We start from the raw sequence: 25,704 nt of genomic DNA, 5'->3' as shown, positions 1-25,704 counted from the left end.
GACGCCCGTGAGAGGCCGCCCGGATCCACGGAGCGCAGCGCGAGCTCGGGTCGCGCTGCGCTGGGCCGCCCTCCCAGGTGCGCAGATTGGCCTTCCACTGGCTGCAGATCCCTGTAGCATTACCCATGTACGGGCAGTTCGAGGCATGGCCGCAATGGACGGGCACGCTGGGATCTGGGCAGACCAGCCACGACGGCAGGTGCCGAGCTGCCCTCCGGTGGGCTCGACAACAGAGAGGTTCACTCCTCTTGCAAACTCTGCGTTCGAAGGTTGTGTAAGGAACCCAACAGCAAGGAATGAGCGTGATGTCTGCGAGACTGCTGCATGGACCTCCTCCCTCGGCGTCACGCCGATGGGGTCGAGTCTTTCTGATGGCCAATGCCGTTGCTTTTTCGTTCCTTGGTTGCGTCTACGACAGCGAACAGCCCTGTGGACCTGGCCAGACCGTGATGTCCGTGTCGGAGTACTCGGAGGTCTGCGTCTGCGCCGAGGGTTATGCTGCAACGACGGCAGGCTGCGTGCGCTGCGGCGAGAACGAGGAGATCGGGCCAAGCGGCTGCGTCTGCAAAGCCGGATATGGCCGCGCCGACGCCGCGGCGTCCTGCACGGCATGTGGCGAGAATGAGGTGACCGGAGCGACAGGGGCGTGCGAATGCGCGACCGGCTTCAGCAGGGCGTCCGCCGGGGCGCCATGCACGGCGACCCCGGCCGGCCTGGCTGCGGCGTGCGACACCGCAACGACGCCTTGCCCCGAAGCCGAGTACAACACCTGTCACGCCGTCTCGGGGACCAGCGGCTACTGCACCAGCCAGGGGTGCGAGGGCCCTGCCGACTGCCCGGGTGGATACATGTGCGACCTCACGGTCACCCCATCCTACTGTCGCCGGCCGCCGATCGGCGCGGGGAAGCCCTGCACCGGCGACGCAGATTGCGCAGGAACCGAGGCCACGTACTGCAATATCCAGCTGACGCAAAAGTGTCAGGTTCAAGGCTGCACGCTCTCGCCGAACAATTGCTTCACCGGCACCGTGTGCTGCGACTTTACCGCCTATGGAGTCGAGCAATACCAGTGCGTCGCGGAAGGGAGCTGCCCCAATTGAGAACGCGATCCGTTGCACCCCGCGGCGTGCCCATTCACCTTGCCTTCGCCGTATCCTCCGCGCTGTCGCTCGGGTCGTCGTTCGCGGCGGCACAAGCAGCTCCGACGCCTGCGGAGGCCACGGGTCCGGCGGCCCCCTCCGGACAGGCTCCGGCACCGGACGCCTCGGGCGCCGTTCAATCTCCGGAGCCGGCGTCTCCGGCTCAACCTGCCGCGAGCGCGCAGCCGGGCGCAGCAAACACACCTTCGCCGGCGGCCAGCCCGGCTTCGAGCGCCGCGGCGCCTCGACCACAGGCAGGGGCTGCCGGCCCGATCGACGCGGGCGCCGCGCCGGGAGCCGGCGGAGAATCCGTCGCTCAAGCGTTGGCCGGCGAGGAACTCGCGGAGGAGCTCACCTCCGAAGAGACCAAGATCAGCGTCTACGGCTTCGCTGATTTCACCTTCGCCACGCTGCTCAGCGACGAGAAGATATCCGGGGCCTCGACCGGAGTGGGCCCGAACCCGACGTTCTACATCGGCAACCTCAACGTCTACCTCGACTCGAACCTGGGCAAGAAGTTCCGCTCCTTGATCGAGCTCCGATTCACTTACCTGCCCGACGGGGCAGTCGTGACCGACCCGGCGACGTTCCGGAGCACCCGTATCAGCGCTGCCTTTCCAGACTACACCGACTTCTCCCGGGCGAAGAAGGTGGGCGGGGTGATCATCGAGCGCGCGTGGCTTGAATACGCTGCCCATCCTCTCTTCAACGTCCGGCTCGGACAGTGGCTTACCCCGTATGGGATCTGGAACGTGGACCACGGGACACCTGTCATCCTGAGCGTCACGCGACCCTATGTCGTCGGCTCCGAGTGGCTGCCCCAACGACAAACCGGCATCGAAGCGTATGGGAGTCATGGCATCAATGACACGCAGGTAGGGTACCACCTTACGCTGTCCAACGGCCGTGGCCCGGTCGATAGCTACATGGATCTGGACAAGAACAAGGCGGTTGGCTGGCGCCTCTGGCTACGGCAAGACACTCCGTTCGGAAACTTCGCAGTCGGCACTTCGGGCTACAAGGGCCGCTACACCGACGCCGGGCAGGTCACGACGCTGGAGAACGGCACGCCTACTACCAACTTCCCGATCACCGCGAGCTACGATGAGCTCGGCCTGGCCGCAGATCTCAAGTACACATGGGGCGGGTTCTTGTTCCAGACCGAGTACATCATGCATGATGTACGCTACGACGACGACCACCGGCCTGCTGGCTTGGCCCCAGGGACATGGACCCCTGACAACCGTACCTGGGGCGTTTACTTTCAAACGGGTTATCGATTGCCCTGGTACGGCATCATGCCCTGGGTCGGCTTCGAATACGACCACCTGGGCAAATCCGCCTTCGTGTACGAGGCGTGCGATATCGTCGGCGGCTTGAACATACGCCCCACGGAGAACGTCGTGCTGAAGCTCGTCGGTGTGCATGTATGGATGCCCTACCTGAAAGAGAAGAGCTTCGACTTTGATCAGTTCGTCACGCAGGCCGCGTGGAGTTTCTAGCATGATCGCACGAAGAACCCTCTTGACGTCGTGCGCATGGGTGTTCGCGGCGGTGGTCACGGCAGCGCCGGAGGAGACGTACGGCGCGGGCGAGCTGGGACCTCTGGCGATCGTCGTCTCGAAGAGCTTCCCCGCGGAGGGGATCTCGTTTGGAGATCTGAAGCGCGCGTACATGGGCAGCCAGGTCATGGTGAACGGGAAGCTGCTGGTGCCCATCACCTATCCCAGGGCCGCTCCAGAGCGCATCGCCTTCGACGAGGCGGTCCTCGGCATGTCACCCGAGGAGGTTGGTCTCTACTGGATCGATCGCAAGATTCGTGGCCAATCCGGTCCGCCGAAAGGCGTGTCGAACGCGGCCACGGTCATCTGGATCGTGGGCAGGGTGGACGGAGCCATCGGGTTCGTTCGCGCGTCGGCAGCGGGGAATGACGTCAAAGTGCTTCGCGTCGACGGCAAGCTACCCCGCGATCCGGGGTATCGTCTCTAGCGCAGGGATTTCATCCCGCCTCCTCGGGCGGCTCTTCCCACGGCCGCGTGACCTGCGCGGGCCGCACCAGCGGCACCCACGGCCTCGGCCCCGCCGCCGCCATGCGCCCCTCCTCGGCCGCGATCTCCATCAGGCTCTCGCGGCTGATGCTCACCAGCTCGAGGCGCATCGCCTCCGGCATCGATCCCGCCCGCGCCGGCTCCGGCATCTCCGCTTCGATCGACGCCAGAGCCCCCTCCCCCGCCGACGCCGCGCCGACGCGGATCTCGGGCGCCGACGGCCACGCCCCGCCGAGCTCTCGCCCGATCGCGTCGAGGCTCTCGCGCCCGAGCGCCGCCTCGCCAATCCGGATGTCCGGCAGCGACCCGGCCGGCCGCGCCGGCGCCCCGGGCGACGCCGGCGCCTCGCGCAGCGCCACCGGGCGCGCCAGCGACCGCGGCGGCCCCCCGTTGGCGAGGAGGGCCAGCCCCGCGACCGCGCTCCGCTTGCGGGCCGGCGGCGACGGCGGCGGCGGGCGCCTCGAGGCCGGGGCCGGCGCCTCGCACACGACCGCGGCCCCGCAGATGGCCGGCGGCACCTCGCGCACCTCGGTGACCGGCCGGCGCGCCGACGCAGGCACCGCCTCTCCCCGCGGCCGCGACCGGGTGCGCCGCGGCGCGCTCCGGATCGGCTGCGGCGCCGCCAGGGTCCCCTCGTCGATGGCACGCAGGCCGCGCTCGATCGCGGACGCCACGTCCCGCCGGTCCGCCCACGTGGGCATCACCACGCAGAGGATCGCCTCGGCGGCCACGCCGAAGTACACGTCGACGGGCGCCGCGCCCCCGTACGGCACCAGATCCTCGCGCCGCAGCTCGACGCACCCGAGCCGCCCTCGCTCCCCGAGGCTCAGCGCCGCCTCGACGATCTGGCTGCGGCCCTCCCTGGGCATGTCGCGCGGCACGCGTTTGGTGATGACCCGCCCCCGCCGGGTGATCACGAACGCGAAGTCCGCCCCCGCAGCCACGTAGGTTCGGTCCGAGATCACATCGAGATCTACCACGCTCCCATCCTACCCGATCCAGGGCGACTTCGTCTCGGGATCATGCCTGTCCGCGCCTCGCATCCCCTTCCCCTCGCATCCCCCTCCCCTAGCAGCCCCCTCCCGCCGCGGCGGAGGTGCTGTGTTGTGCGAGATACCGACAGAGCCCCTGTTTTTCTACAGCGCTGTTATCAACCCAACCCGCGCACCGCTCGCCCCGCGCGTCCTGCTCCGCGCGCTTCGCCGCCTCCCCCCGCCGCCTCTCATCGCGCTCACCGCGCTCACCGCAAGACTTGCAGCATCCCCATCATGCCCGCGTCGGCGTGATCGAGGATGTGGCAGTGGAACATCCACATGCCAGGCCGGTTGTCGTAACGCACCGCGAAGCGCGCCGCGCCGTCGACAGGCACGTTCACCGTGTCCTTCCACGCGAGCGGCCTCACCGGCTGGCCATCGGCGCCGAGCACCTGGAAGAAGAAGCCGTGCAGGTGGAACGGGTGATCGAACTCCATCGTGTTCTCGATGGTCCACACCGCGGTCTCGCCCACCGCCGCCACGAGCGGCTCCGCCTCCCAGGAGGGCACGCCGTTGATGCCCATCACGAGGTCGCCCGGGCCCTCCTCCCGCGTCAGCTGCAGATCGACGCGCCTCGCCGCCGCCGTGTCGAGCGCCTCGATGCCCCGCGCGATCGCGGGGAGCGGATCCTCCTCGGCCAGGGGCTCGTCCGCGAGGCGCAGCCGGAACGCCTCGACCTCGGGCCTCCCGAAGGAGGAGCTGGTAATAACGGGACTTGGCCGCGTTGACGATGCGCCACCGCTGCCTGAGCCCGGCGCGCGCCCCGATCACCGGGTTGACGCGCCCGTTGACGAGCAGGAGGTCGCCCTCGCGCCCGAACAGCGTGCCGAGATTGCCGCCCGCCTCCGGGTCCTCGAGCGAGCCGTCGTCGCGCAGGCTGACGTCGCTGAGCACGAGCTCGTCGCCGAGCGCCGCGGGCTCGTCCGGATCCTCGACCAGCAGCGGGCCGTAGAGGCCATTGCCCGCCTGCACCGCGGAGTCGACGTGCGGGTGGTACCAGTAGAGCCCCGCGTCCGGCACCACGAAGTCGTACGTGAAGCCGCCGCCCGGCGGCGTCTCGGGCTGGCTGTGCCCGGGCGCGCCATCCATCTCCGCCGGCAAACGCACGCCGTGCCAGTGGACCGTCGTGGGCGCCGGCAGCTCGTTGCGAAGGTGCACGATCACGCGATCGCCCACCCTGGCGCGCAGCAGCGGGCCGGGGAGCCCGCCGTTGTAGGTCCACGTCGGCGTCTTCTTGCCGGCCACGATCTCCACGTCCTCGACCCGCGCCGTCAGATCGACCTCGAGCACCCCCGGGCTCGCGTCGAGATCGCGCGCCGGTCGCAGCGCCACCGCGCTGTCCCACCCCTCGGGCTGCGACGGACGCTCGCCCGCACACCCGATCGCGGCGACGGCGAGCCAGAGGCTCGCGACAGGACCAGCGGAACGCCTGCACAGCATATCGCAGGGACGGATCTTACCACCAACCGGCGGAGAACCCGCGTGGTTTCGCGGGCTTCGCGGGCCCGCCGCACGTCGGCTCCAGGTCAGCTGACCCGAGGCGCGGCTTCCGGCGGGTCGTCGATGGCGGGCGCCGCCGCCTCCTCGCGGCGCAGGTGGCTCTCGCCGCGGCGCGCGGCGAACGCCGCGGCGAACACCTCGTCGACGTCCGGGCGCTCGGGCGCATCGTACAGGAACCACGCGCCCTGCACGCGATCCGGCGTCACGTCGAGGACCGCGTACCCGCGGCGCCACAGGTCGGCGTACTTGACGTGCGGGTTCGCGAGGACCAGCGGTTCGAGCGCCCGGGCCTGCTCCTCGGTGAGCCACGGGGAGGTGATCCCCGGCACTGCGATCTCGACCGCCAGCGCGCCACGGCCCGTCGCGGCGTCGTAGCGCGCCGGATCGAGCGGCGCCGGCGCGAGATCGATCGCCCACGACGCGTGGGTGTCGCCGCTGAGCACGACGACGTCGCGCACGCGCTCCTCGTCGAGGAGCTCGAAGAAGCGCTGGCGCGCCGCCGGATACCCGTCCCACGCGTCCGTGTTCAGGTCCTGCGGGATCTGGCCCATCAGCACCTGCTGGCCGATGACCTTCCACGCCGCCGTCGAGCCCGCGAGCTCCGCGCGCAGCCACGCCTCCTGATCGCGCCCGAGCATCGTCCGCGCCGGCGCCTCGATCGCCGCGCGATCGCTCGGGTCGGCCTGCCTGTCGCGCCCCCAGGAGCGCGTGTCGAGCAGGAAGAGGTCGACGAGATCGCCGTAGCGCAGCGCGCGCCAGATCCGGCTGGCATCGCGAGGGTGCTCGCGGATCGGCATCCACTCCGCGTAGGCGCGCTGCGCGACCGCCCTGCGCTCCTCCCACGCCCCCTCGGCAGGCCACGCGTGGTTCCCCGCGCCGCCCTTCCATGTGTTGTTCGCCAGCTCATGGTCGTCCCAGACCGTGATGAACGGGTGCTGCTGGTGCGCCGCCTGGAGGTCCCTGTCGCGCCGGTACTGGGCATAACGCGCGCGGTAGTCGGCGAGCGTCACGATCTCGTGCGCGGGCTCGTAATGCCGCGCGCTCCCGTACTGGCCGGCGCCGAATTCGTAGATGTAATCGCCGAGGTGGATCACCGCGTCGAGGTCGAGGCGCGCGGCGATGAGCCGGTACCCGTGGAACAGCCCGTGCGCATAGCTCGCGCACGACGCGACGGCGAAGCGCAGCCGCCCCGCGCGGCCGCGCGGCGCCGTCCTCGTGCGCCCGACGGGCGACGATCCGCCGAGGGCGATGAACCGGTAATAATAGGTCGTCCCTGGGTCGAGCCCGCCGGCGTCGACCTTGACCGTGTGATCGCGCTCCTCGTCCGTCAGGAGCGCCCCCGTGCCCACGATCCGGCTGAAGCCTGCGTCGAGCGCGATCTGCCATGTCACCGCCACCGGGCCCGCCTTGCCCGGCGTCACGCGCGTCCAGAGGATGACGGCATCGGGCAGCGGATCCCCGCTCGCCACGCCGTGCTGGAATACCGCCTTCGACAGCTCGCTGGCCGGCGACGGAGCGTCCCCCGACGCCGGCAAAGGCGCGTCGCCGTCCGGCGCGGCGCCCCAGCCGCCCGACAGTCCGGGGAGCGCGGCGAGGCTGAACATGGATACGCTGCAAAGGAGGCTTCGCCGGGCCATCGACATGATCACGCCCCTTGTCGACCGCGTGCGGTGAGCTGCGTATGACGCACGCACCGCCGCCCCGGCAAGCAGAAACGAGCGCTGTAACGCGTCCGTCGCGCCGCGCTCTCAGCGATGTTTGTTTCGGGCGTCCCGGCGCCGACTCAGGTGTTGCGACCGACCACGTCGAGCAACGCGACGAGATCGACAGGCTTCTTCAGGATGTCGACCGCTCCGAGCTCCGTGGCCCGCGGCGCCGCCCCCGCCGTCAGCACGACCACGGGGACGTCGGAGATCGCCGGCGTGCGCAGCTGCTCTGCGCGGAACGCGTATCCGTCCATCCCCGGCATCATCAGATCGAGCACGATGAGCGCCGGCGTCGGCGCCTCGCGGAGCCTGGCCAGCGCGTCCGCGCCGTCCCCGGCCGTCATCACATCGTATCCCTCATCGCACAGGACGGTCACGAGCGCATCGCAGACGCCTGGGTCGTCCTCGATGATGAAGATCGTCTTCCGTCGAGAGGGGCCCTGCTCGGCGAGCCTCCGCCCCATCGCGCCCGGAGGGCACGGCGGCGCGGCCGGCGGATCGCCCCGCTCCGCGCCGCACCCCCTTCCGGGGGCGCACGGGACATCGACGCCTCCCCTGCGCAATCCGCTCCGGACCATCAAAGGACCCATAAGCCGTGGAGCCGCGACGCGCAATTTGAATCGCGACGCGCGCTCTGCGCCATGCGTCATCCACGGCTGCGGGGCCTGCCAGCCTGCCCCTCATGCCGTTCTCGACGATGCCATGACGGGGCGCGCGGCGAGCTCATCGGACATGGCATGGAGCGCTCCGACCATGGGATCACGGCGGTATGAGGACTGCATGCGCGCTCGGCATGAACGTGGCCGTGATCTTCTATTCCCGCTATGGCGGCACGGCCGCGCTCGCGGCCGCCGTCGCGCAGGGCGCCAGGCAGGCCGGAGCGACCGTGCGGCTCCGGCGCGTCGCCGATCTGACGGCGATCGAGGACCGGTGGAGCGCGGCGAATGAGCGGATCCGCGCCGCGCGGGAACACCTCGCCTCCGTCCCGCTGGCGCAGCAGGACGACCTCTTCTGGGCGGACGGCATCGCCATCGGCTCGCCTGCGCGCTATGGCGCGATGTGCGCGGAGATCCGGCGCTTCCTCGACGGATCGAGGCAGCCCTCGGGAGATCTCGCCGGCAAGGTGGCCTCGGTGTTCTGCTCGCCGTCCGCGGTCGAGGGAGCGCAGCGCGCGACGCTCACGGCGACGCTCGGCTCCCTCGCCGGCCATGGAGTCCTCGTCCAGGCCCCCGCCCGCGCGGAGATGGACGCGGAGATGGATCCGACGAGCAGGGCCGCGCGGCGCGACGGCCCGCCTCGGGCGAGCGCGGATCACGCGCCGGCGGAGCTCGACCTCGCGCCGGCGCGCGCCCTCGGCCGGAGGCTCGCGAGGCGCGAGAGCCGGACTCGCGGGTAGGCGCGGAGAGCCGGCCGCGCCGTCGGCCTGTGCCGTTGACAGCGCCGGCGTCGCCGGCCCTGGAGTCCCGGACAACCGCGCAGCAAATCAACGAGCGCCTACCTGTTCTCCGGCATTCGCGTCGAGCGCGTCCGCGTTGGGCTGTTACACCAGCGGCGATACCTCGCTACTGGTCGTAACCGATGGATCGTCAGGCCGGGCCCGAGATGGGCCGCCGACGACCACCTCAGCCGTAGACAGGAGAGAGCTCAGCGAACCATGAGCGCACCGGCTCACCGCAAGCACTATCATCCTTCGCCTCGGCGCGAAGGCAGGGTCAGGTTTTCGAGGCATTCTCCTCGGACGACCACGCAGCTGACCGCCGCGCGCGCCGCGCCCAGCCAGCCGGCCGGCGCGGAGCGGGTCCGCTTCTTCCTCCGGGTGGGCGCCTATTTCAAGGGCGAGTGGGCGCGCATCGCGGCGCTCGCCGTGCTGGTCTGCGTCTCGATCGCGATCAGCCTGCTCCAGGTGTGGCCGGTCGCCGTGATCGTGGATCTCATCTCGACCGGCCCGCGCGCGGGGGACTTCGTCCATCGCGTCCTGCTCGCGCCGCTCCCGGACAGCCTGCTCGGCCGCGTCCTCGGGCTCGCGGCGATCACGCTCGTCCTGCGCGTGGCGCAGGAGTTCGTGGGCATGGGCCGCGCCTTGGTCACGTTCCGCATCGGCTATGGCGGGCTCACGCGCGTGCGGCGCGACGTGTACCGGAAGCTCCAGGCGCTCCATATGGGCTATCACCGGGCGCAGCCGCAGGGGGACGCCCTCTACCGGCTCAACCAGGACGCCTCCGGGTTCCACGGCATCCTCAACGTGGCGGTCGCGGTGATGGGGAGCGCGCTGACGCTCGCCGTGATGATCTGCATCATGGCCTCGCGCAGCCTGGAGCTCACGCTGCTCGCGCTCGCGGTCGTCCCGCCGCTCCTCCTCACGAACGTCCGGTTCGGGCGCGTGCTGCACAAGAAGTGCACCGAGGCGAAGGAGGTCGAGAGCGAGTTCGCGACGTCCGTCCAGCGCTCCATGGCGTCGATCGGCCTCGTCCAGGCGTTCGGCCGCGAGGCGGACGAGGAGGCGCGCTTCCACACGACGCTGCGCAACAGCGTGAAGGCGTGGCTCCGGCTCCACCACGACGAGCTCCGCCACACGCTCGCCATGGGCTCGATCCTCGGGCTCGGCGGCGCGCTGGTGCTCGGCTACGGCGGCTACCTCATCGTCCAGGCCCGGGCGGGCGGGGGCGAGGCCGGCATGACGCTCGGCGCGCTGACGGCGTTCCTCGGGTACCTGGGCATGCTCTACGACCCGCTCTGCAAGCTGACCGGCGCCGGCGCCGCGGTGCAGGGCGGCGTCGCGGGCGCGCAGCGCGTCTTCGAGGTGCTGGACCGCGACCAGGCGGTCGTCGACAGGCACGACGCGGCCAGCCTCCCGCCCCAGCCGCGCGCGCTCTCGCTCGATGGCGTCGGGTTCGAGTACCGCCCGGGCCACCCGGTGCTGCGCGGGCTCGACGCGACCATCCGGCCGGGCGAGATGGTCGCGTTCGTGGGCTCGGTCGGCGCCGGCAAGACGACGCTGCTCGGCCTGCTGCCGCGCTTCCACAACCCGACCTGCGGCGCGCTGCGGCTCGACGGCATCGACACGCGCGCGGTCCGCGTGGCCGACCTGCGCCGGCACATCGCGCTCGTCCTCCAGGACAGCATCCTCCTGCCGGCGACGATCGCGGAGAACATCGCCTACGGCCGCCCCTCCGCGACCGACTCGGAGCTCCGGAGGGCGGCCGAGATGGCGGGGGCGGCCGGCTTCATCGAGGCGCTGCCGGACGGCTACCGGACGGCGATCGCCGACGGCGGGCTCAACCTGTCGACCGGCCAGCGGCAGCGCATCGCGATCGCGCGCGCGCTGCTGACGGACGCGCCCATCCTGGTGATCGACGAGCCGACCGACGGGCTCGACGCCGAGCACGAGCGGACCATCGCCGAGGCGCTGCGGGCCCTGAAGGGGAAGCGGACGATCGTCCTGATGAGCCACCGCCTGAGCACGGTCGTCGACTGCGACCAGATCTTCGTGATGGAGCGCGGCCGCATCGTCGAGAACGGCGGGCACGGAGAGCTCCTGCGGCGGGGCGGCGTCTACACCAAGATGGCGCGCTGGCAGCACCTCCACACCGGCCACGCCGCCGCGGCGAAGAGCAGCCCGCGCCGCGTCCAGCCGGCGCCGTCGTCCGACGCGTACCGCAGCGAGGACGGCAGCTGGGCCGATGGGCTGATGGGCTGAGCGAGACGTCGGGCGCCGTCCGCCGCCCCGAGGCGGCGAGGACGTGATAGAGCAGGTGGGGCGAGCGCCGGCCGCGCCTTCGCCGGATCGCCATCGATGCTGCGGGCCACGAACATCGACAGCTTGAGCCGCGACACGTTCGACGTCCTCGTCCTCGGCGCCGGGATCAACGGCGCCGTCGCGGCCGCGGCCCTCGCCGCGCGGGGGGCGAAGGTCGCGCTGATCGATCGGGGCGACTTCGCCGGATTCACCAGCCAGGAGTCGTCGAACCTCGCCTGGGGCGGCATCAAGTACATGGAGAGCTTCGAGTTTCCGCTCGTGCGGAAGCTCTGCACGTCGAGGAACCTCCTCCTCAGGAGCTACCCGTCGTCGGTGCAGGAGATCCGGTTCTACGCCGCGCACGAGCGGGGCTTCCGCCACGGGCTCTTCAAGCTCTTCCTGGGCACCTGGCTCTACTGGATCATCGGCAGCTTCTTCACGCGCATCCCCCGCCTGCTCTCCCGCCGGGCGATCGCGCGGGAGGAGCCGATCGTCAACCTGGACGGCTGCGACGGAGGATTCGAGTACTCCGACGCGTACCTTGTCGACAACGACGCGCGGTTCGTCTGGGGCTTCGTGCGCGCGGCGCTCGATCACGGCGCGCGGGTGGCCAACTACGTCGAGTCGCTCGGCGCGCGGCGCGAGGGGGGCGCGTGGGTCACGCGCGCCCGCGACGTCCTGTCGGGCAGGGAGCTCTCCGTCCGGTCGCGCGTGCTCGTCAACGCCTGCGGGCCGTTCGTCGACGCGCACAACGAGCTGACGGGCCAGCGGACGAGGCACCGCCACATCTTCTCGAAGGGCATCCACCTCATCGTGGATCGGCTCACCTCGAGCCGGCGGGTGCTCACGTTCTTCGCGGACGACGGCCGGCCGTTCTTCGTGATCCCGATGGGATCGAGGACGTGCATCGGCACGACCGACACCCGCGTCGAGGGCCCGCGCGCGGCGGTGACGCCCGAGGATCGGCGCTTCGTGCTCTCCAACATCAACAAGCGCCTCAACCTGCCCCGCCCCCTGAACGAGGCCGACGTCATCGCGGAGCGCTGCGGGGTGCGCCCCCTGGCCGTCGAGGGCGGCGGGGACGGCGAGGACTGGCTGCAGCTCTCGCGCAAGCACGCCCTCGAGGTGGACGGGGCGCAGGCCCACGTGAGCATCTTCGGCGGCAAGCTCACCGATTGCATCAACGTGGGCGACGAGGTCTGCGCCGCCGTGCAGGGGCTCGGCGTCGCGCTGCCCCGCCCTGCGCAGCGCTGGTATGGCGAGCCGGGCGAGGCGCTTCGTAAAGAGTTCTTTCACAAGGCGCGCGCCCTCGATCTCGACGCGCTGACGCCGCCGCGCGCCTCGGAGACGCTCAGCACGCGGCTTTGGCGCCGCTATGGCGCGCAGGCGCTCGGGCTGCTCGAGGACATCCAGCGCGATCCGAGGATGGCCGAGCCGCTGTTCGAAGGGGCGGACGACCTGCGCTGCGAGGTCGCCCACGCCGCGAAGCACGAGATGATCGCGAAGCTCGATGATTTCCTGCGGCGGCGCACGAAGATCTCGCTCTTGCTCCGCCGCGAGGCGCTCGCGAGGTCGCCCGGCCTCCGCGAGGCGTGCGAGCTCCTCTTCGGGGACGAGGCCGACAGGCGGCTTTCGGAGTACTTCCACGAACACGGCGCCGGCCGCCTCGCGGAGGGGAAGGCGCCCGCCGCGGGCGCTGCCGGTCAAGCAGCGCCGCGCCCCGGAGCCTGATCAGGGCCCCCGAGCCGCCCCAGCGCCGCCCTGGCGCGCGATCTCGATGGGCGCGCGCGCCCCGCCCGGCTCATCACGCCGGCGCGCCGCAGATGCGGTGGACCAGCTCGAGCAGCGGCTCGATCTGGAGCGGCTTCTTCAGCAGGCCCGCGACGCGCAGCCGCGACGCCTCCTGCTCGACCCGCACGTCGGCGGACACGATCACCACCGGGATCGACGCGAGCGCCGGGTCGCGCTGGAGCTCGGCGCGGAGCTGCCACCCGTCCATGACCGGCATCATCAGATCGAGCAGGATCAGCGCGGGCGGCGCGTCCCGCCGCAGCAGCGTGAGCGCCTCGGCGCCGTCCGCCGCCTCCTCGACGTCGTACCCCTCGAACACGAGGAGCTGCGTCAGAATGCTCCTGATATCCAGATCGTCCTCGACGACCAGGATGCGGCCAGTTTTCTCGATCATGACCGAACCTCACGACCGGACTGCGCCGCGCGGCGCGCTTCTTCTGCCGCCCCGCCGAGCAGCCCAGCTGCGGCCCTGACCGATCGAGTGTTCATGGGGCCGGTGACGCAACTTGAGCGAACGCCGCGGCCCTGGCAAGCGGTCGGTCCCGCGGAGCGGCCCCGGGGCGCGCCGGAGCACGGACCGGCGCGCCGCCTGTCGGAGCCCGTCCGCCAAGGACGGCGGAGCGCCTACTGAGCGGCCTCCTCGGGAAGCTCGTCGGAGGCTCCGCCCGAGCCGGCGTTGCGCTCCTCGCCTGTCCCCGCGCGATGGTCATGGACAGGCAAGAGCACGCGGAAACACGCGCCCTTGCCGACCTCGCTCTCCACGCCGATCTCGCCCCGGAAGCTCGTCACGATGCCGTGGCAGATCGCGAGCCCGAGCCCCGTCCCTTCCCCGATGGGCTTCGTCGTGAAGAACGGGTCGAAGATGCGGCGCTGCAGCTCCGGCGCGATCCCAGGCCCGGTGTCGCACACCTCGATGCACACGCGGCCGGGCGGCGCGGGGGCGGTGGAGATCCGGATCTCGTTCTCCGACACCTTCCCCTCCGGCAGCGCCTGGGCGGCGTTCACGAGCAGGTTCAGGATCACCTGGCCGAGCTGCGCCTCGTTCGCGTGGACGGCCGGCACCGGGCTGAGCTCCAGGACGAGCCGCGCCTTGCTCCGTATCTGCTGCTGCGCCATCCGCAGGACCAGCTGGATCACCGGGTCGACGTCGACCGGGCCGAGCTCGCCGTCGTCGGCCCGCGAGAACGTCTTCAGGCCGCCCACGATGTGCCGTACCCGCGCGCCGCCCTCCGCGGCCTCGTCGAGCGCCGAGAGGAGCGCGTCGAGGCGCGCGCCGGCCCCCTTCGCGCGGAGCTCCTTGCGCGCGAAATCGACGTTCGCGACCATGTACGCGAGGGGGTTGTTGATCTCGTGCGCCACCCCGGCCGCGAGCGTGCCGAGCGAGGCCATGCGATCGGCGAGCTGGAGCCGCGTCTCCATCTGCCGGCGCTCCGTGACGTCGGACACGGCCCCGAGCATCCGGTACGCCCTGCCGGTCGCGTCGCGCAGCACGATGCCCCGGTCGTGGACGTCGGCGTAGCTGCCGTCCGCGAGCAGGCACCGGTACCAGAGCTCGAACGTCCCCCCGTCCCCCTCCATCGCGCGCCGCAGCCCGTTCATCACGCGATCGCGATCCTCGGGGTGGACCCGCTCGAACCACCACACAGCGTCCTCCTCGATGTCGGCGCCGCCCGTGCCATAGAAGCTCCGCATGCGCTCGCTGCCGGTGACGCGCCCGGACGAGAGATCCCAGTCCCAGAAGGCGTCGCTCGTGGCGCGCACGACGAGCCGCAGGCGCTCCTCGCTCGTCCGGAGCGCGTCCTCCGCGGCCTTGCGGGCCTTCATGTCGAAGGCGAAGCAGACGCCGCGATCGCGCGCCCCCTCGACCAGCGCAGGCGCGATGAGGACGGGCACGCGCCGCCCGTCGCGGGCCAGGAACTCCTTCTCGAACGGCGGGCAGACGCCGTTCTTCAGGACCTCCGAGAGGGCGCGCTGGTCCGCGGCGCGGTGCTCGGGCGGCGTGATCGCCATCCAGTTGAGGCGCCCCGCCTCGACGTCCTCGCGCGTGTAGCCCACCATGCCGAGGAACGCGTCGTTCGCGTCGAGCACGCCCCCCGCCGCGTCCCACATGAGGAGGCCGATCACCTCCGCGGACGCGTCGCGGAAGGAGCGCGCGGCGCGCTCGAGCAGCGCGCGCTCCGCGGGCGCCCGGTCGGCCACGTGCGCCGACGGCCGCCGCACCCACCACACCGCCGCGTCGAGCTGGATGGCGATCGACGGCTCGAGCGCCGCCGCCACGACCGTCGCGCCCGCCTCGAGCAGCGCCGCGGTCGCGCCCGCGCTCCCGGTGACGGCGACCACGGCCACGCGATCGCCCCCGGGCGCCGCGCGCAGCCGCCGGCAGAGCGCGAGCGTGTCCTCGAGCGGCCCCTCGTCCGCCAGCACGGCCACGTCGAACGGCTGAGTCGCCAGGAGATCCAGCCCGGCCTCGACGTCCCGCGCCGGGACCGCGACATAGCCGCGCGCCGCGGCGAGCGCCTGCGCAGCGCCCGAGGGGCCGCCTGGGAAGATCAAGATCCTGGGTGCCTGTGGTCCCGCCACGCGCGCAACATCCCGCGCGCGGCGCGCAGACGCAATACCGGCGCAGCGGGGATCCACGTTCTCTCACGTCCCGGCGCGTTCCCGCGCTTTCCCGCGCGCTCCGCGCCTACCCCCGCCTCACCCGACCCCGGCCCTCCGGTCGTCGAACCATTGCCACGCGTTCGCGAACCCCACGCGCTGGGATGATTTCTTGTAACAGAGGAAGTAGAGCCTTCCGCCCTGAACACCGCACTCCGTGCGGTCTTTCCAGCAGGTGAGGAGATCCGGGTCCACGGCCGGATTGCTCGAAAACACCGTCCCTTCCTCGAGCTCCTGTGTCCCGGCGGCGTCCGGGCAGGCCGCCGGACCGGAGGTCACCGGAATGCCCACCGCGCTCGATTCGACGCCCGCGTTGAAGAGCGCCTCGGCCACCCGGCGCACGGCGGCGGCGCGGTCTGGACCGCAGAGAGAGAGGATATCGAGGCTCGCGCGATCGACCTGGACGAGAATGAAGTTGCGCCCCTCGATGACGGTGAGCCCGAGCCCGCCCGCGGCGTACTCGTGGCGGAGCAGGTCGGGCGTATCGTCCGTGGCGGCATGAAACGCGTGGCGCGCCTTCACGGCCTCGCCGTGCGGGTTGAGCTCGTCCCGGAAGATGGAGTCGCACCAGTAGAACGACTCCGCGCGCGCCTGGGTCGGCACGTCGTCGAACCGCTCGACGGGCGTGAAGCCCTCCGGCGAGACGCGCGCCACGGCCGCGAGCCACCCCGTGATCTTCGCGTCGACGTCCTGCTTGTGAAATGCGTCCGCGCTCATCCCCAGCCTCCGTTCCTGTAGGTCGCCACGATCTGCTCCACGCGGTACCCGTCGTCCGGCGCCGAGCTGAACCAGATGAGCCCCCAGAAGACGCCCAGGATCGGCTCGATGGAATCGAACACGCCGGCGCCCCCCGCGTAATACCTGGTCACGCCGCCGTGGGAGAACTCGAGGCACGCCTCGTACCGGTTGAGCCCCGGGCTGAGCGTCCCGTCGGGCATGCGCGTATGGGACGCCGGATAGGTCCTCCCCACCTCCACCGGCCCGTCGACGAGCGCGGCGCGCCACACGCGGCCGCCCTCGACCTTCGTGACGTCGAGCCCCGCCCACGGGTTCTGCTCGACATCGGCCGACAGCGTCCTGCGCCCGCCGCCCACGTTGGGGTCGCCCCAGACCACCATCATGCGCGTCCGCCCCGGGATCCCGAGCTGGCGCAGCATGCCGCGGAGGAGGCGGACGATCGCCTGGCACTCCCCGCTCTCCTCCACGTGATCGGTCATCGGCCAGGCGCCGCCCTCGTCGTTCATGTACGTCGGGTGATGGTACTGCCGGGGCACCCTGGGGCTCGGCAGGAGCGTGTAGGTCGGGAACCTGGCCATGACCCCCTCCACGATCTCGTGGGGATTGAGGGTATCCATCGGCGCGATCCAGGAAACCGCCCTGTCCATCCGCTTCAAGGTCACCCCATCTTCCTGCCAGACATCCTGTCTGTCGGTCTGGGGCCTGCCCATCGTGACATAGACGACGTTCGAGGTCCGGGCGGGCGACACGGTAGCTTCCGCCCCTGCAGACCAGCTCAGGGCGAGGTTGAACTTCTGGATCTTCCTCCCGATCTGCCGCGAGGAGAAGAGATCGAGCGGCGCGGCGACGGCCCCGCCGCCGCGGCTCTCGAGGACGATGCCCCCCGGCCCCACGGCGCGGATCTCGGCCGCCGCCGCGCTGTAGGCGTCGCGCTGCGCGAGCTCGAGCCGGACGACGATGTGCCGCCCCATCGAGATCGAGAGGGGGACGGCGCCCCCCGGCGTCCACTCCGGCCGTGGGCACAGGGCCCCCTCGTTCCTCCAGCCGCTCTCCCCCTTGCAGTCCTTCAGGAGACCGTGATCGGACCTGAACTCGATGGAATGCAGCGCGATGGGCCGCGCCGCATCGGGCTCCGGGCTCTCCGTGGTCGGATCCGCCATATCGACCTTCCTCGCTCGCGGCGCTCATGCACTCGACGCTTGCCGAGCCGCACGCCGGGTCACGACGATCGTAGTGCGCGAGCCGGCCGAGCCAAGTCGGGAGTCCACGCAGGGGGCGACGGCGCTCTGCCGACCGCCGCCACCCGCGCGCCCGCCCCGCCACCCGCCGCCCCGCCCCGCCCGGAGGCGGCGCGCTCGGCCGAGCCCGCGCGGCCTGCGCGCGCTCTCCCGGAAGGCCGGCCGCGGCGCGAGCCGGGTTCCTGTGGCAGCGCGCCCGAGCTAGATTGCGCGCATGTCCAACAGCCTGTTCGTCGTGCATGTGCATGTACGTGTCAGACCCGAGCTCGTCGACGCCTTCCGGAGCGCGACGATCGAGAACGCACGCGAGAGCGTCAAGGAGCCGGGGATCGCCCGGTTCGACGTCGTCCAGGACACCGAGGATCCCGCGCGGTTCGTGCTTGTCGAGGTCTACAGGACCAAGGAGGCGCCGGCCGCACACAAGGAAACGGCGCATTACCAGCGGTGGCGGGACACCGTCGCGGAGATGATGGCCGAGCCGCGGACCAGCCGGAAATACGTCAATGTCTTCCCTGACGACGCGGGGGTTTGACATGACGCCTCCTGGCCATGAACCCGCCTTCGAGTTCGCCACCGCGACGCGCATCGCCTTCGGCGCAGGCAAGATCGCCGAGGTGCCCGCGGCCGTGCGGGGCCTCGGCGGGACGCGTGCGCTCGTCGTCACCGGGCAGGATCCCGGCCGCGCCGCGCCGCTCCTCGCCGCGCTCGCGGCGGCGGGCATCGCCGCGGTGCGCTTCGCCGTCGCGGGCGAGCCCACGGTGGACATCGCCCGCGAGGGGACGTCGCGGGCCGCGGCCGAGCGGTGCGACGTCGTTGTGGCGCTCGGCGGCGGCAGCGCGATCGACGCCGGCAAGGCGATCGCCGCGCTCGTCGCGAACGGCGGCGACCCGCTCGATTACCTGGAGGTCATCGGCAAGGGGGGAGCGCTCTCCAGGCCGTCCGTGCCGTTCGTGGCGATCCCCACGACCGCGGGCACCGGCGCGGAGGTGACGCGCAACGCGGTGCTCGCGTCGCGGGAGGCCGGCGTGAAGGCGAGCCTGCGCAGCCCGCACATGCTGCCGCGCCTCGCGGTTATCGACCCCGACCTGCTCGCGGGCGCACCGCCCGGGGTGCTCGCGTCGAGCGGGCTCGACGCGCTCTCGCAGCTCATCGAGCCGTTCCTGTCGAGCCGCAGCAACCCGCTCACGGACGGCCTCGCGCGCGAGGGCATCCGCCGCTCGGCGCGCTCGCTGCGCCGCGCGGTCCTGGAGGGCACCGACGCGCCGACCCGGGACGACCTCGCGATCGCCAGCCTGCTCGGCGGCCTCTGCCTCGCGAACGCCGGCCTCGGGGCCGTCCATGGCTTCGCGGGGCCCGCGGGGGGCATGTACGACGCGCCGCACGGCGCGGTGTGCGCGGCGCTCTTACCCGCCGTCCTGGAGGTCAACCTGCGGGCGCTGCGCGCGCGCGACCCGGCTCACCGCGCGCTGCCGCGCTTCGACGAGCTGGCCGCGCTCGTCACGGGGCGCGCCGGCGCCAGCGCCGAGGAAGGGATCGCCTGGGTCCGCGAGCTCTGCCGTGACCTCGCGATCCCGGGGCTCCGGCGCTACGGCATGGCTGAGGCGGACCTCCCGGCGCTTGTCGCGAAGGCCAGGGCGGCGAGCAGCATGAAGGCGAACCCACTGCCGCTCACCGACGAGGAGCTGTTCGACATCGCGGCGGCGTCCTTGTGATCGCGGCGCTGGTGGTATCATCACGGGGTGGCAAGCCCGTACCGCACGAGACCGCCCACTCCGCCGCGGGTCCGGTCGATCGACCAGCGGCGGCGGATCAGCGTGGCGAGCCTCGTGTTCGGCATGCTCTGCGGCGTGACGGGGATCTCGCTCGCCGACGAGGGTCGGGCAGAGTGCGCGCTGCTGTTCACCGGCGTCTGCGGCTTCGTCTTGCTCCTCCAGCGCTAGGGTGCACCCTAGCCTTGACCCCACCCCCGACGACCGGAGCTCGATGAAGAACGATCCCGCCCAGAATCCCACCCTCGACGCCATGCTCGCCGCCCAGCGCATCGCGTTTGCGCCCGTCATGTTCCAGGTGGCGCGGGTGATGCGAAACCGCGGCGTCCTCAAAGCGCTCCAGCGCGCTGGCAAGGGCGGCAGGACACCGGCGGAGGTGGCCCAGGACACCGGCCTCTCCGCCTATGCCGCCAAGACCTTGCTGGAGGCGAGCCTGAGCTTCGGCCTGGTGGAGCACACAGGCGGCGGAAGCGGCGCAAACGCCCACGCAGAGCCGCGAGAGCGTGGCGAGCGCTACACGATCACGCGGGTCGGGCTCATCGTCGAGAATGACAGGATGACCCGCATCAACATGGATTTCATCCATGACGTTTGTTACGAGGGCATGCGCTTTCTCGACGAGGCCATCGAGGGCGGCAAGCCGGCTGGCCTGAAGGTCTTTGGCGAGTGGCCGACGGTCTATGAGGCGCTGCCGGCGCTCCCGCCGAAGGTGAGGGAGAGCTGGTTTGCGTTCGATCACCTCTACTCCGACTCCGCGTTCCCCGAGGCGCTGCCCGTCGTGTTCGAGCGGAGGCCGAGGACGCTCCTCGACATCGGCGGCAACACGGGGCGGTGGGCGATCCAGTGCTGCACGCACGACCCCGACGTGCGCGTCACGCTGCTCGACCTGCCGGGCCAGCTGGAGGACGCGCGCGTCAACGTCGAGCGGCACGGCCTGCTCGGCCGGATCATGGGCACCCCCATCGACTTCCTGGATCACGGCCAGGCGTTCCCGACGGGCTTCGATGCCATCTGGATGAGCCAGTTCCTCGTGTGCTTCTCCGAGGCGGACATCGTCCAGATCCTCCGGCGGGCCGCGTCGGCCATGCGGGACGAGACGGTGCTCTGGATCCTCGACACGTTCTGGGATCGGCAGACGAACGAGGTGGCGGTCCACTGTCTTCACGGCTCTTCCCTGTATTTCACGTGCCTCGCGAACGGGAACAGCCGCATGTACAGCGCCGCCGATATCCGGCGTTGCATCGACGAGGCGGGCCTCGTCGTCGAGGCCGAGATCGACCACCTCGGCCTCGCCCACACGCTGCTCCGGTGCCGCCGGCGCGACGCGCCCGCGGGCAAGCGCGCGTGAGCGTCCAGGTGAAGCGACGCGCGTGGCAGCCTGGACGATCCCGACCCCGGGGCGAGCGGCGACACAACGGATGAGGCGGCTCGGGGCGGCGCACCCCGTCCGCCGCCGACGCGGCGTGGCCTGCGTTGCGCCGCGGCGATGACCGGGCGTGGCGCGCGCGAACGGCTTTCGCTCGTGGCCCTCGCGTAGCATAGTGGGGCGACGCCGCCACGGCGCCGCGCCGCGCCATGGGCCCACAAGGAGAAACCGTCGTGTCCCACCCCCCGCTCACCCAGCTCTCCGACGAGGAGCGCCTCTTCCGCGACTCGGTGCTTGATTTCGCCCGGAAGCGCGTCGCGCCGCGCGCGGCGGCGATGGACGAAGAGGGCGCGCTCGACCATGATCTGCTCCCTTCGCTGTTCGAGCTCGGCCTCATGGGCATCGAGATCCCGGAGGCGTACGGGGGCTCGGGCGCGGGCTTCTTCAGCGCGATCCTCGCGATCGAGGCGCTCGCCGTGGTCGACCCGAGCGTGAGCGTGCTCGTCGACGTGCAGAACACCCTGGTGGCCAATGCGTTCCTCCGCTGGGGCACCGAGGCGCAGAAGGAGAGGTATCTCCCGCGGCTCTCCCGCGACTGGATCGGCTCGTATGCGCTGAGCGAGGCGGGCTCCGGCTCGGACGCGTTCGCGCTCGCGGCCCGCGCCGAGCGCCGGGGCGACCGCTGGATCCTGAACGGCCGCAAGCTCTGGATCACGAACGCGAACGAGAGCTCGGTGTTCCTTGTGTTCGCCAACGTCGATCCGACGAAGGGCTACAAGGGCATCACGGCCTTCGTTGTCGAGCGTTCCTTCCCCGGCTTCTCGGTGGGCAAGAAGGAGAACAAGCTCGGGATCCGCGCCTCCAGCACGTGTGAGCTCGTCCTCGATGACTGCGAGGTGCCGGAGGGCAACGTGATCGGCGAGGTCGGCAAGGGCTACAAGATCGCCATCGAGACGCTGAACGAGGGCCGTATCGGCATCGGCGCGCAGATGCTCGGCCTGGCCGCGGGGGCGTTCGACCACGCGATGCGCTACATGGGCGAGCGGAAGCAGTTCGGGCAGTCGATCGCGAGCTTCCAGGGCGTGCAGTTCCAGGTTGCGCGCGTCGCCATGGAGATCGAGGCCGCGCGCCTCCTCGTCTACAACGCCGCGCGGCTCAAGGAAGCGGGTCAGCCGTTCGTGAAGGAGGCGGCGATGGCCAAGCTGTTCGCGTCCGAGGTGGCCGAGCGGACGGCGTCGCTCTCCATCGAGTTCATGGGCGGAGTCGGCTTCACCAAGGACTATCCTGTCGAGAAGCTCTACCGCGACGCGAAGATCGGGAAGATCTACGAGGGGACGTCGAACATGCAGCTCTCCACGATCGCGAAGCTGCTCCAGGCGGGATACGACGCGAAGGGCTGAGCGGGGGTGTTCACCCTCGTCCCAACACCGATGTTGCCCTCAGCCTCTCCGCTTCCATGACTCGGGTCTTCGGCGCGTGTGAAAGCACGCGACGAAGACGACGTCATCCATCAGACAATCCGCCGACGGCTTCGCGCGTCACGGCAGCTGCCGCTTGAGATCCGCGAGCCAGCTGCGCGTCGACACCTGCTGCGGCAAGATCACGTCCCGCACCAGGGCGTGCGACTCGGTGTCGAGCTCCTCGATGTCGTTCCGGTAGTCCTTCAGGCCGTGCTCCTCCCCCTCGGCCAGCGCCGAGAGCGCCGTCTTGTGGCCGAGCGCCACAGCGGTCCCCTCGATGGCCTTGGCGAACGCGCCCCATGGCCCGGAGCTCGCCGGGGGGTCGCCTCCGAGCTCCTCGATCCGCCGGCGCAGCACCTTCACCCGCGCCTCGTGCGACGCGAGGTTCAGCCGGAGGTGGTGAGCAACCCAGCCCTGGCGCGCCGCGGCGATGGCCTGACGGTAGGTCTCGACCGCGGACATCTCGCCGCGGCAGAACGATTTGAGCTGCTCGATCGAGTCATCGTCGATGAGTCCGTCCAGGCCCACGCTCTCGTCTGCGAATGCGACCGGTTCCATGGGGTACTCTCCTGAGATGTCTGGTGAACGCCCGCTTCCTCTCCTCCTTACCTCCCAAGGTGGGCCACCACGCCATACGTCCACGCAGGAGCCGTGATCGCCAGGGATCGTCGCCGCTGCGGGAAGGCGCGCGCCCCCTGTTGCCTCAGGGGTACATGTTCGCCTCGTACCGAATCAGTCTCGGCTGAACTCTTTCATTCCCTTCAAGTCCCGTTCCAATGTCCGGGACTTCGCGGTCATGAAGCGAGCTCATCGATCCGGCGGCGGCCCCCTCCAGCGACGACGCAGAGCGCAGAGCGCCGCCGGGCTCACAGCGCGGCGAACACGCGGGCTCCCTTGCCCGTGCCGCAGAAATCGCCGTTGCCTGCGTCTCGCAGGATCGCGCGCAGCGCCGCGGCGTCCTTCTCGTCGCGCGCGAGGGCGCCGAGGAGCATCGCGCCTTCCTTGAGGCGCCTCTCGATCTCCGGCGCGCTCTGCTCGGGGATCCCGGCGTCGACGAGCACGCTGCTCAGGCTGGCCGTCTCGCTCGCCGAGCTCGCGTCCGCGAGCCTCACCGCGATGGGGCCGGCCACCGCGAGCCGCAGCCCCGGGACCACGAGCCCCGCGCTCGCCGCGGCGAGGACGGAGGTCAGCGCGCTCCCGTGCGAGGCCGCGCCGTATGCGCGCGAGCGCAAGATGTGCTGGCGGCGCGTCGCCTCGCTCACGATGGCGCAGACGTCCCGTCGCGTGTGCCCGCTGTCCAGGATGCGCCGGACGACGTCTTCGGCCTCCCCACGTGCTCGCACCATCCCCGTGATCAACCGCTGGCTCGCCATGCAGACCTCCTTGGCTGAGGGTTCGCGCCGCGCGCGCTGGTTTCCAAGGAGCTATGCACAACACGAACCGTACCGCGCGCGTATCCGGCGGGAGAACGCGGGCCGCTCGCGAACCCAGCAACAGCCCCCGCCGCGTCCGCGGCACGATGCCACAGCGAGGCGATCACGCTGTGACGCAACGACACGGCAAACTCGTCGGGAACAGCGCGGCGAGGCGCATCCCCGCGCGGCTGCTGCGGCGCTCGCCGCGGCGCGGCTCAGGCCGCGGCGCGTCGTTCTCTGGGGGGACGTGTCGCGCTCTTGCCGGCTCGCCGCGCGTTCACCGCGCGCACGCTCTCGCTGAGGCGGGTCACGAGCGGCACGGCCTCTCGCTCGCCGAAGCCGCGGACGATCCGGAGCATCTTCGCCTCTTCCGGCCGGAGCGCCGCGAGCGCCCCGTCCGCGACGGCCTCCTCGGCGTCGATCAGCGACTGCAGGGCGCCCTCCGTGTAGGCGCGGATCACGGCGGGGTGGACATAACAACGCTGGCAGACCGCTCGTGTGTTGCCCAGACGGGCAGACACCCTGTCGATCACCTGCGCCACGCGCTTCTTCACCTGGCGGACCGAGCTCGCGATCTCCATCTCGCAGAAGAACGACGCGCACAGCACGGTGCCGGTCCAGGTGCGGAAGTCCTTCGCCGTGAAGTCGTGGCCCGCGACCGAGCGCAGGTACTCGTTCACGTCGTCCGAATGGATCCTTTGCCGCCGGCCCTCGCCGTCGATGTACTGGAACAGCTCGTGGCCGGGCACGTCCTGACAGCGCTTCACGATGCGGGCGAGCCGCCGATCCCGCACCGTCATCGCGTGCTCCTTGCCGCCCTTGCCCCTGAAGTGGAACCTGATGAGACTCCCCTCTATCTCGACGTGCTCGTCGTGGAGCGTGGTGAGTCCATACGAGTCGTTGTCGCGCGCGTACTCGTCGTTCCCTATGCGGATCGACGTCTCGTCGAGCAGGCGCACCACCGCCGCCAGCACCTTCTCGCGCGGCAGGCCAGGCAGCGCGAGATCCCGCTCGCTCGCCGCGCGGATCGCCGGGAGCGCCGCGCCGAACGCGAGCATGCGGTCGTACTTCGTCTCGTCGCGGACCTCGCGCCAGCGCGGGTGATACCGGTACTGCTTTCGGCCGCGCGCGTCCCGCCCTGTCGCCTGGATGTGCCCGCGCTCGCTCCGGCAGATCCACACCTCGGTCCACGCGGGCGGGATCGCGAGGCGGCGGATGCGCGCGAGCGTCGCCTCGTCCTTGACGGGGCGACCGTCGGCGTCGACGTAACGGAAGCCCTTGCCCGCCCCTCGCCTGGAGATCCCCGGCTCACCGTCGTTCACGTAATGGAGCCCGGCCGACTCGGCGGACTCGACCGGTGACGGGGTGAGCTGCCCTGTCCCCGCGAGCTCGCCGTCCGCGCGGGCGAGCTCGACCGTCTCGACGGACTCGACCGACACGCTGACGCGGCGCCGGCGGAGGACGACGCCGTTCGCGGATCCGCGCCTCTCGCGGCGCGGGGCGCTCCGCGGGCGGCGCCTTTCACGGGTGGTCGTGGCGCTTCCGCTCTTCATGGCGCGGACCGCTCAGAGCGCCTCCTGCGCGACCGCGCTCGGAGCGCGCCGCCGCGCGCGATCGCGGTGCGCGTCATCGATGCACCGCCTCACCTCGGCGTCGATCGCCGCGATCGCCATCCGGTTGAACATGCGCAGCGGCAGCGGCACGTCGATCGCGAAGTCGACGGCCCTGGGCCGGAGCTCGAGCCGCCCGGAGAGCGTGAAGCCCTTGAAGGAGATGCCGACATCCGCGCGCCGCTCGTCGCTCCAGAAAATGGAGGGAGCGTACTCTGCATATCGATCACAATACTTCGCCATCGCCCGCAGGACGGCGCTCTTCGCTTCTTCGTCGTTCAGGTCGTGATGGACAGTGTGGTTCATGATGATCTCGGGTGATGGCTGGAAGATGGCTGGAAGATCGTCTCCAGCGGACCTCCAGCGGCGTCGACGCGACAGGCTTGCCAGCGCCGGCGGTCGCTGGGTTAGCAAGCCGGGTGCCTGTCGGGTCCGACGGGGGCCGCGCGCTCGCGGCAGGGCCATTTCCGGGCGCGTCCGCGCGAGATCGAGCCCC

23 protein-coding genes and 1 pseudogene are annotated in these 25,704 nt (G+C 71.1%); 11 read left to right on the top strand and 13 right to left on the bottom strand.

The window, feature by feature from the left end; all coding sequences use genetic code 11:
* Positions 1-371 precede the first annotated feature (371 nt).
* From WMF46_RS06735 to WMF46_RS06725, 3 genes are read left to right on the top strand one after another with little or no spacing between them, the layout of a single operon-like run.
* On the top strand, positions 372-1,100 hold the full coding sequence (locus WMF46_RS06735) for a hypothetical protein (RefSeq protein WP_437984843.1): 729 nt from the start codon (positions 372-374) through the stop codon (positions 1,098-1,100).
* A gap of 26 nt (positions 1,101-1,126) precedes the next feature.
* On the top strand, positions 1,127-2,641 hold the full coding sequence (locus WMF46_RS06730; RefSeq protein ID WP_437984842.1) for a hypothetical protein: 1,515 nt from the start codon (positions 1,127-1,129) through the stop codon (positions 2,639-2,641).
* 1 nt (position 2,642) lies between these two features.
* Positions 2,643-3,128 (top strand): hypothetical protein, encoded by a 486-nt coding sequence (locus WMF46_RS06725; protein WP_437984841.1) that lies wholly within the window; start codon positions 2,643-2,645, stop codon positions 3,126-3,128.
* 10 nt (positions 3,129-3,138) lie between these two features.
* Here WMF46_RS06725 and WMF46_RS06720 read toward each other — a convergent pair whose 3' ends face one another.
* The 5 genes and pseudogenes from WMF46_RS06720 to WMF46_RS06700 form a co-directional block, all read right to left on the bottom strand.
* The gene (locus WMF46_RS06720) at positions 3,139-4,167 is read right to left on the bottom strand and encodes a hypothetical protein (RefSeq protein WP_437984840.1); all 1,029 of its coding nucleotides are present in this window, start codon (positions 4,165-4,167) and stop codon (positions 3,139-3,141) included.
* 260 nt (positions 4,168-4,427) lie between these two features.
* Complete coding sequence (locus WMF46_RS06715) at positions 4,428-4,745, bottom strand: multicopper oxidase domain-containing protein (protein WP_437984839.1); 318 nt, start codon at positions 4,743-4,745, stop codon at positions 4,428-4,430.
* Between the two features lie 457 nt (positions 4,746-5,202).
* Positions 5,203-5,661 (bottom strand): annotated as a pseudogene (locus WMF46_RS06710) (multicopper oxidase domain-containing protein); the annotation flags it as partial.
* 86 nt (positions 5,662-5,747) lie between these two features.
* Positions 5,748-7,325 carry an alkaline phosphatase D family protein gene (locus tag WMF46_RS06705; RefSeq protein ID WP_437984838.1) on the bottom strand — a complete coding sequence of 526 codons (1,578 nt, stop codon included), beginning with the start codon at positions 7,323-7,325 and terminating at the stop codon, positions 5,748-5,750.
* A gap of 179 nt (positions 7,326-7,504) precedes the next feature.
* Positions 7,505-8,005: a response regulator gene (locus WMF46_RS06700; protein WP_437984837.1), complete on the bottom strand. Its 501-nt coding sequence runs from the start codon at positions 8,003-8,005 to the stop codon at positions 7,505-7,507.
* 191 nt (positions 8,006-8,196) lie between these two features.
* Between WMF46_RS06700 and WMF46_RS06695 the strand changes: the two genes are divergently transcribed.
* The 3 genes from WMF46_RS06695 (at position 8,197) to WMF46_RS06685 (ending at position 12,894) form a co-directional block, all read left to right on the top strand.
* A complete protein-coding gene (locus tag WMF46_RS06695) occupies positions 8,197-8,823 on the top strand; it encodes an NAD(P)H-dependent oxidoreductase (protein WP_437984836.1) in 627 nt (208 codons plus the stop codon).
* A 258-nt stretch (positions 8,824-9,081) separates the two neighbouring features.
* A complete protein-coding gene (locus tag WMF46_RS06690) occupies positions 9,082-11,124 on the top strand; it encodes an ABC transporter ATP-binding protein (RefSeq protein ID WP_437984835.1) in 2,043 nt (680 codons plus the stop codon).
* Between the two features lie 96 nt (positions 11,125-11,220).
* Positions 11,221-12,894, top strand: coding sequence for a glycerol-3-phosphate dehydrogenase/oxidase (locus WMF46_RS06685; protein ID WP_437984834.1), 1,674 nt, complete (start codon positions 11,221-11,223; stop codon positions 12,892-12,894).
* A gap of 73 nt (positions 12,895-12,967) precedes the next feature.
* Here WMF46_RS06685 and WMF46_RS06680 read toward each other — a convergent pair whose 3' ends face one another.
* From WMF46_RS06680 to WMF46_RS06665, 4 genes are all read right to left on the bottom strand, one after another.
* Positions 12,968-13,348: a response regulator gene (locus tag WMF46_RS06680; RefSeq protein ID WP_437984833.1), complete on the bottom strand. Its 381-nt coding sequence runs from the start codon at positions 13,346-13,348 to the stop codon at positions 12,968-12,970.
* A 230-nt stretch (positions 13,349-13,578) separates the two neighbouring features.
* Complete coding sequence (locus tag WMF46_RS06675; RefSeq protein ID WP_437984832.1) at positions 13,579-15,507, bottom strand: ATP-binding protein; 1,929 nt, start codon at positions 15,505-15,507, stop codon at positions 13,579-13,581.
* 144 nt (positions 15,508-15,651) lie between these two features.
* Positions 15,652-16,329: a hypothetical protein gene (locus WMF46_RS06670; protein WP_437984831.1), complete on the bottom strand. Its 678-nt coding sequence runs from the start codon at positions 16,327-16,329 to the stop codon at positions 15,652-15,654.
* The gene (locus WMF46_RS06665) at positions 16,326-17,510 is read right to left on the bottom strand and encodes a hypothetical protein (protein WP_437984830.1); all 1,185 of its coding nucleotides are present in this window, start codon (positions 17,508-17,510) and stop codon (positions 16,326-16,328) included. The genes WMF46_RS06670 and WMF46_RS06665 overlap by 4 nt, the downstream gene beginning before the upstream one ends.
* A 292-nt stretch (positions 17,511-17,802) precedes the next feature.
* Between WMF46_RS06665 and WMF46_RS06660 the strand changes: the two genes are divergently transcribed.
* From WMF46_RS06660 to WMF46_RS06640, 5 genes are all read left to right on the top strand, one after another.
* Entirely contained in the window at positions 17,803-18,120 is a 318-nt protein-coding gene (locus WMF46_RS06660) for a putative quinol monooxygenase (RefSeq protein ID WP_437984829.1), read from the top strand.
* Between the two features lies 1 nt (position 18,121).
* Positions 18,122-19,300, top strand: a complete 1,179-nt coding sequence (locus tag WMF46_RS06655) for an iron-containing alcohol dehydrogenase (protein ID WP_437984828.1) — start codon at positions 18,122-18,124, stop codon at positions 19,298-19,300.
* A gap of 27 nt (positions 19,301-19,327) precedes the next feature.
* Positions 19,328-19,528, top strand: a complete 201-nt coding sequence (locus tag WMF46_RS06650) for a hypothetical protein (RefSeq protein WP_437298260.1) — start codon at positions 19,328-19,330, stop codon at positions 19,526-19,528.
* A 43-nt stretch (positions 19,529-19,571) separates the two neighbouring features.
* On the top strand, positions 19,572-20,705 hold the full coding sequence (locus tag WMF46_RS06645; protein WP_437984827.1) for a class I SAM-dependent methyltransferase: 1,134 nt from the start codon (positions 19,572-19,574) through the stop codon (positions 20,703-20,705).
* A gap of 251 nt (positions 20,706-20,956) precedes the next feature.
* Positions 20,957-22,123, top strand: coding sequence for an acyl-CoA dehydrogenase (locus tag WMF46_RS06640; protein WP_437984826.1), 1,167 nt, complete (start codon positions 20,957-20,959; stop codon positions 22,121-22,123).
* Positions 22,124-22,261: 138 nt separating this feature from the next.
* On the opposite strand, the gene WMF46_RS06635 is transcribed toward WMF46_RS06640, so the two are convergent.
* The 4 genes from WMF46_RS06635 to WMF46_RS06620 all read right to left on the bottom strand — a co-directional run bounded on the left by WMF46_RS06635 (position 22,262) and on the right by WMF46_RS06620 (position 25,514).
* Positions 22,262-22,741: a DUF2383 domain-containing protein gene (locus WMF46_RS06635; RefSeq protein WP_437984825.1), complete on the bottom strand. Its 480-nt coding sequence runs from the start codon at positions 22,739-22,741 to the stop codon at positions 22,262-22,264.
* A 308-nt stretch (positions 22,742-23,049) separates the two neighbouring features.
* A complete protein-coding gene (locus tag WMF46_RS06630; RefSeq protein WP_437744664.1) occupies positions 23,050-23,556 on the bottom strand; it encodes a hypothetical protein in 507 nt (168 codons plus the stop codon).
* Positions 23,557-23,813: 257 nt separating this feature from the next.
* Entirely contained in the window at positions 23,814-25,151 is a 1,338-nt protein-coding gene (locus WMF46_RS06625) for a DNA topoisomerase IB (RefSeq protein ID WP_437984824.1), read from the bottom strand.
* Positions 25,152-25,163: 12 nt separating this feature from the next.
* Positions 25,164-25,514 (bottom strand): polyhydroxyalkanoic acid system family protein, encoded by a 351-nt coding sequence (locus WMF46_RS06620; protein ID WP_437984823.1) that lies wholly within the window; start codon positions 25,512-25,514, stop codon positions 25,164-25,166.
* Positions 25,515-25,704: the final 190 nt, after the last annotated feature.

Source organism: Sorangium sp. So ce117 (assembly GCF_051524395.1).
GTDB lineage: Bacteria > Myxococcota_A > Polyangia > Polyangiales > Polyangiaceae > Sorangium > Sorangium cellulosum_B.
This window is presented reverse-complemented; position numbering and strand designations above follow the sequence as displayed.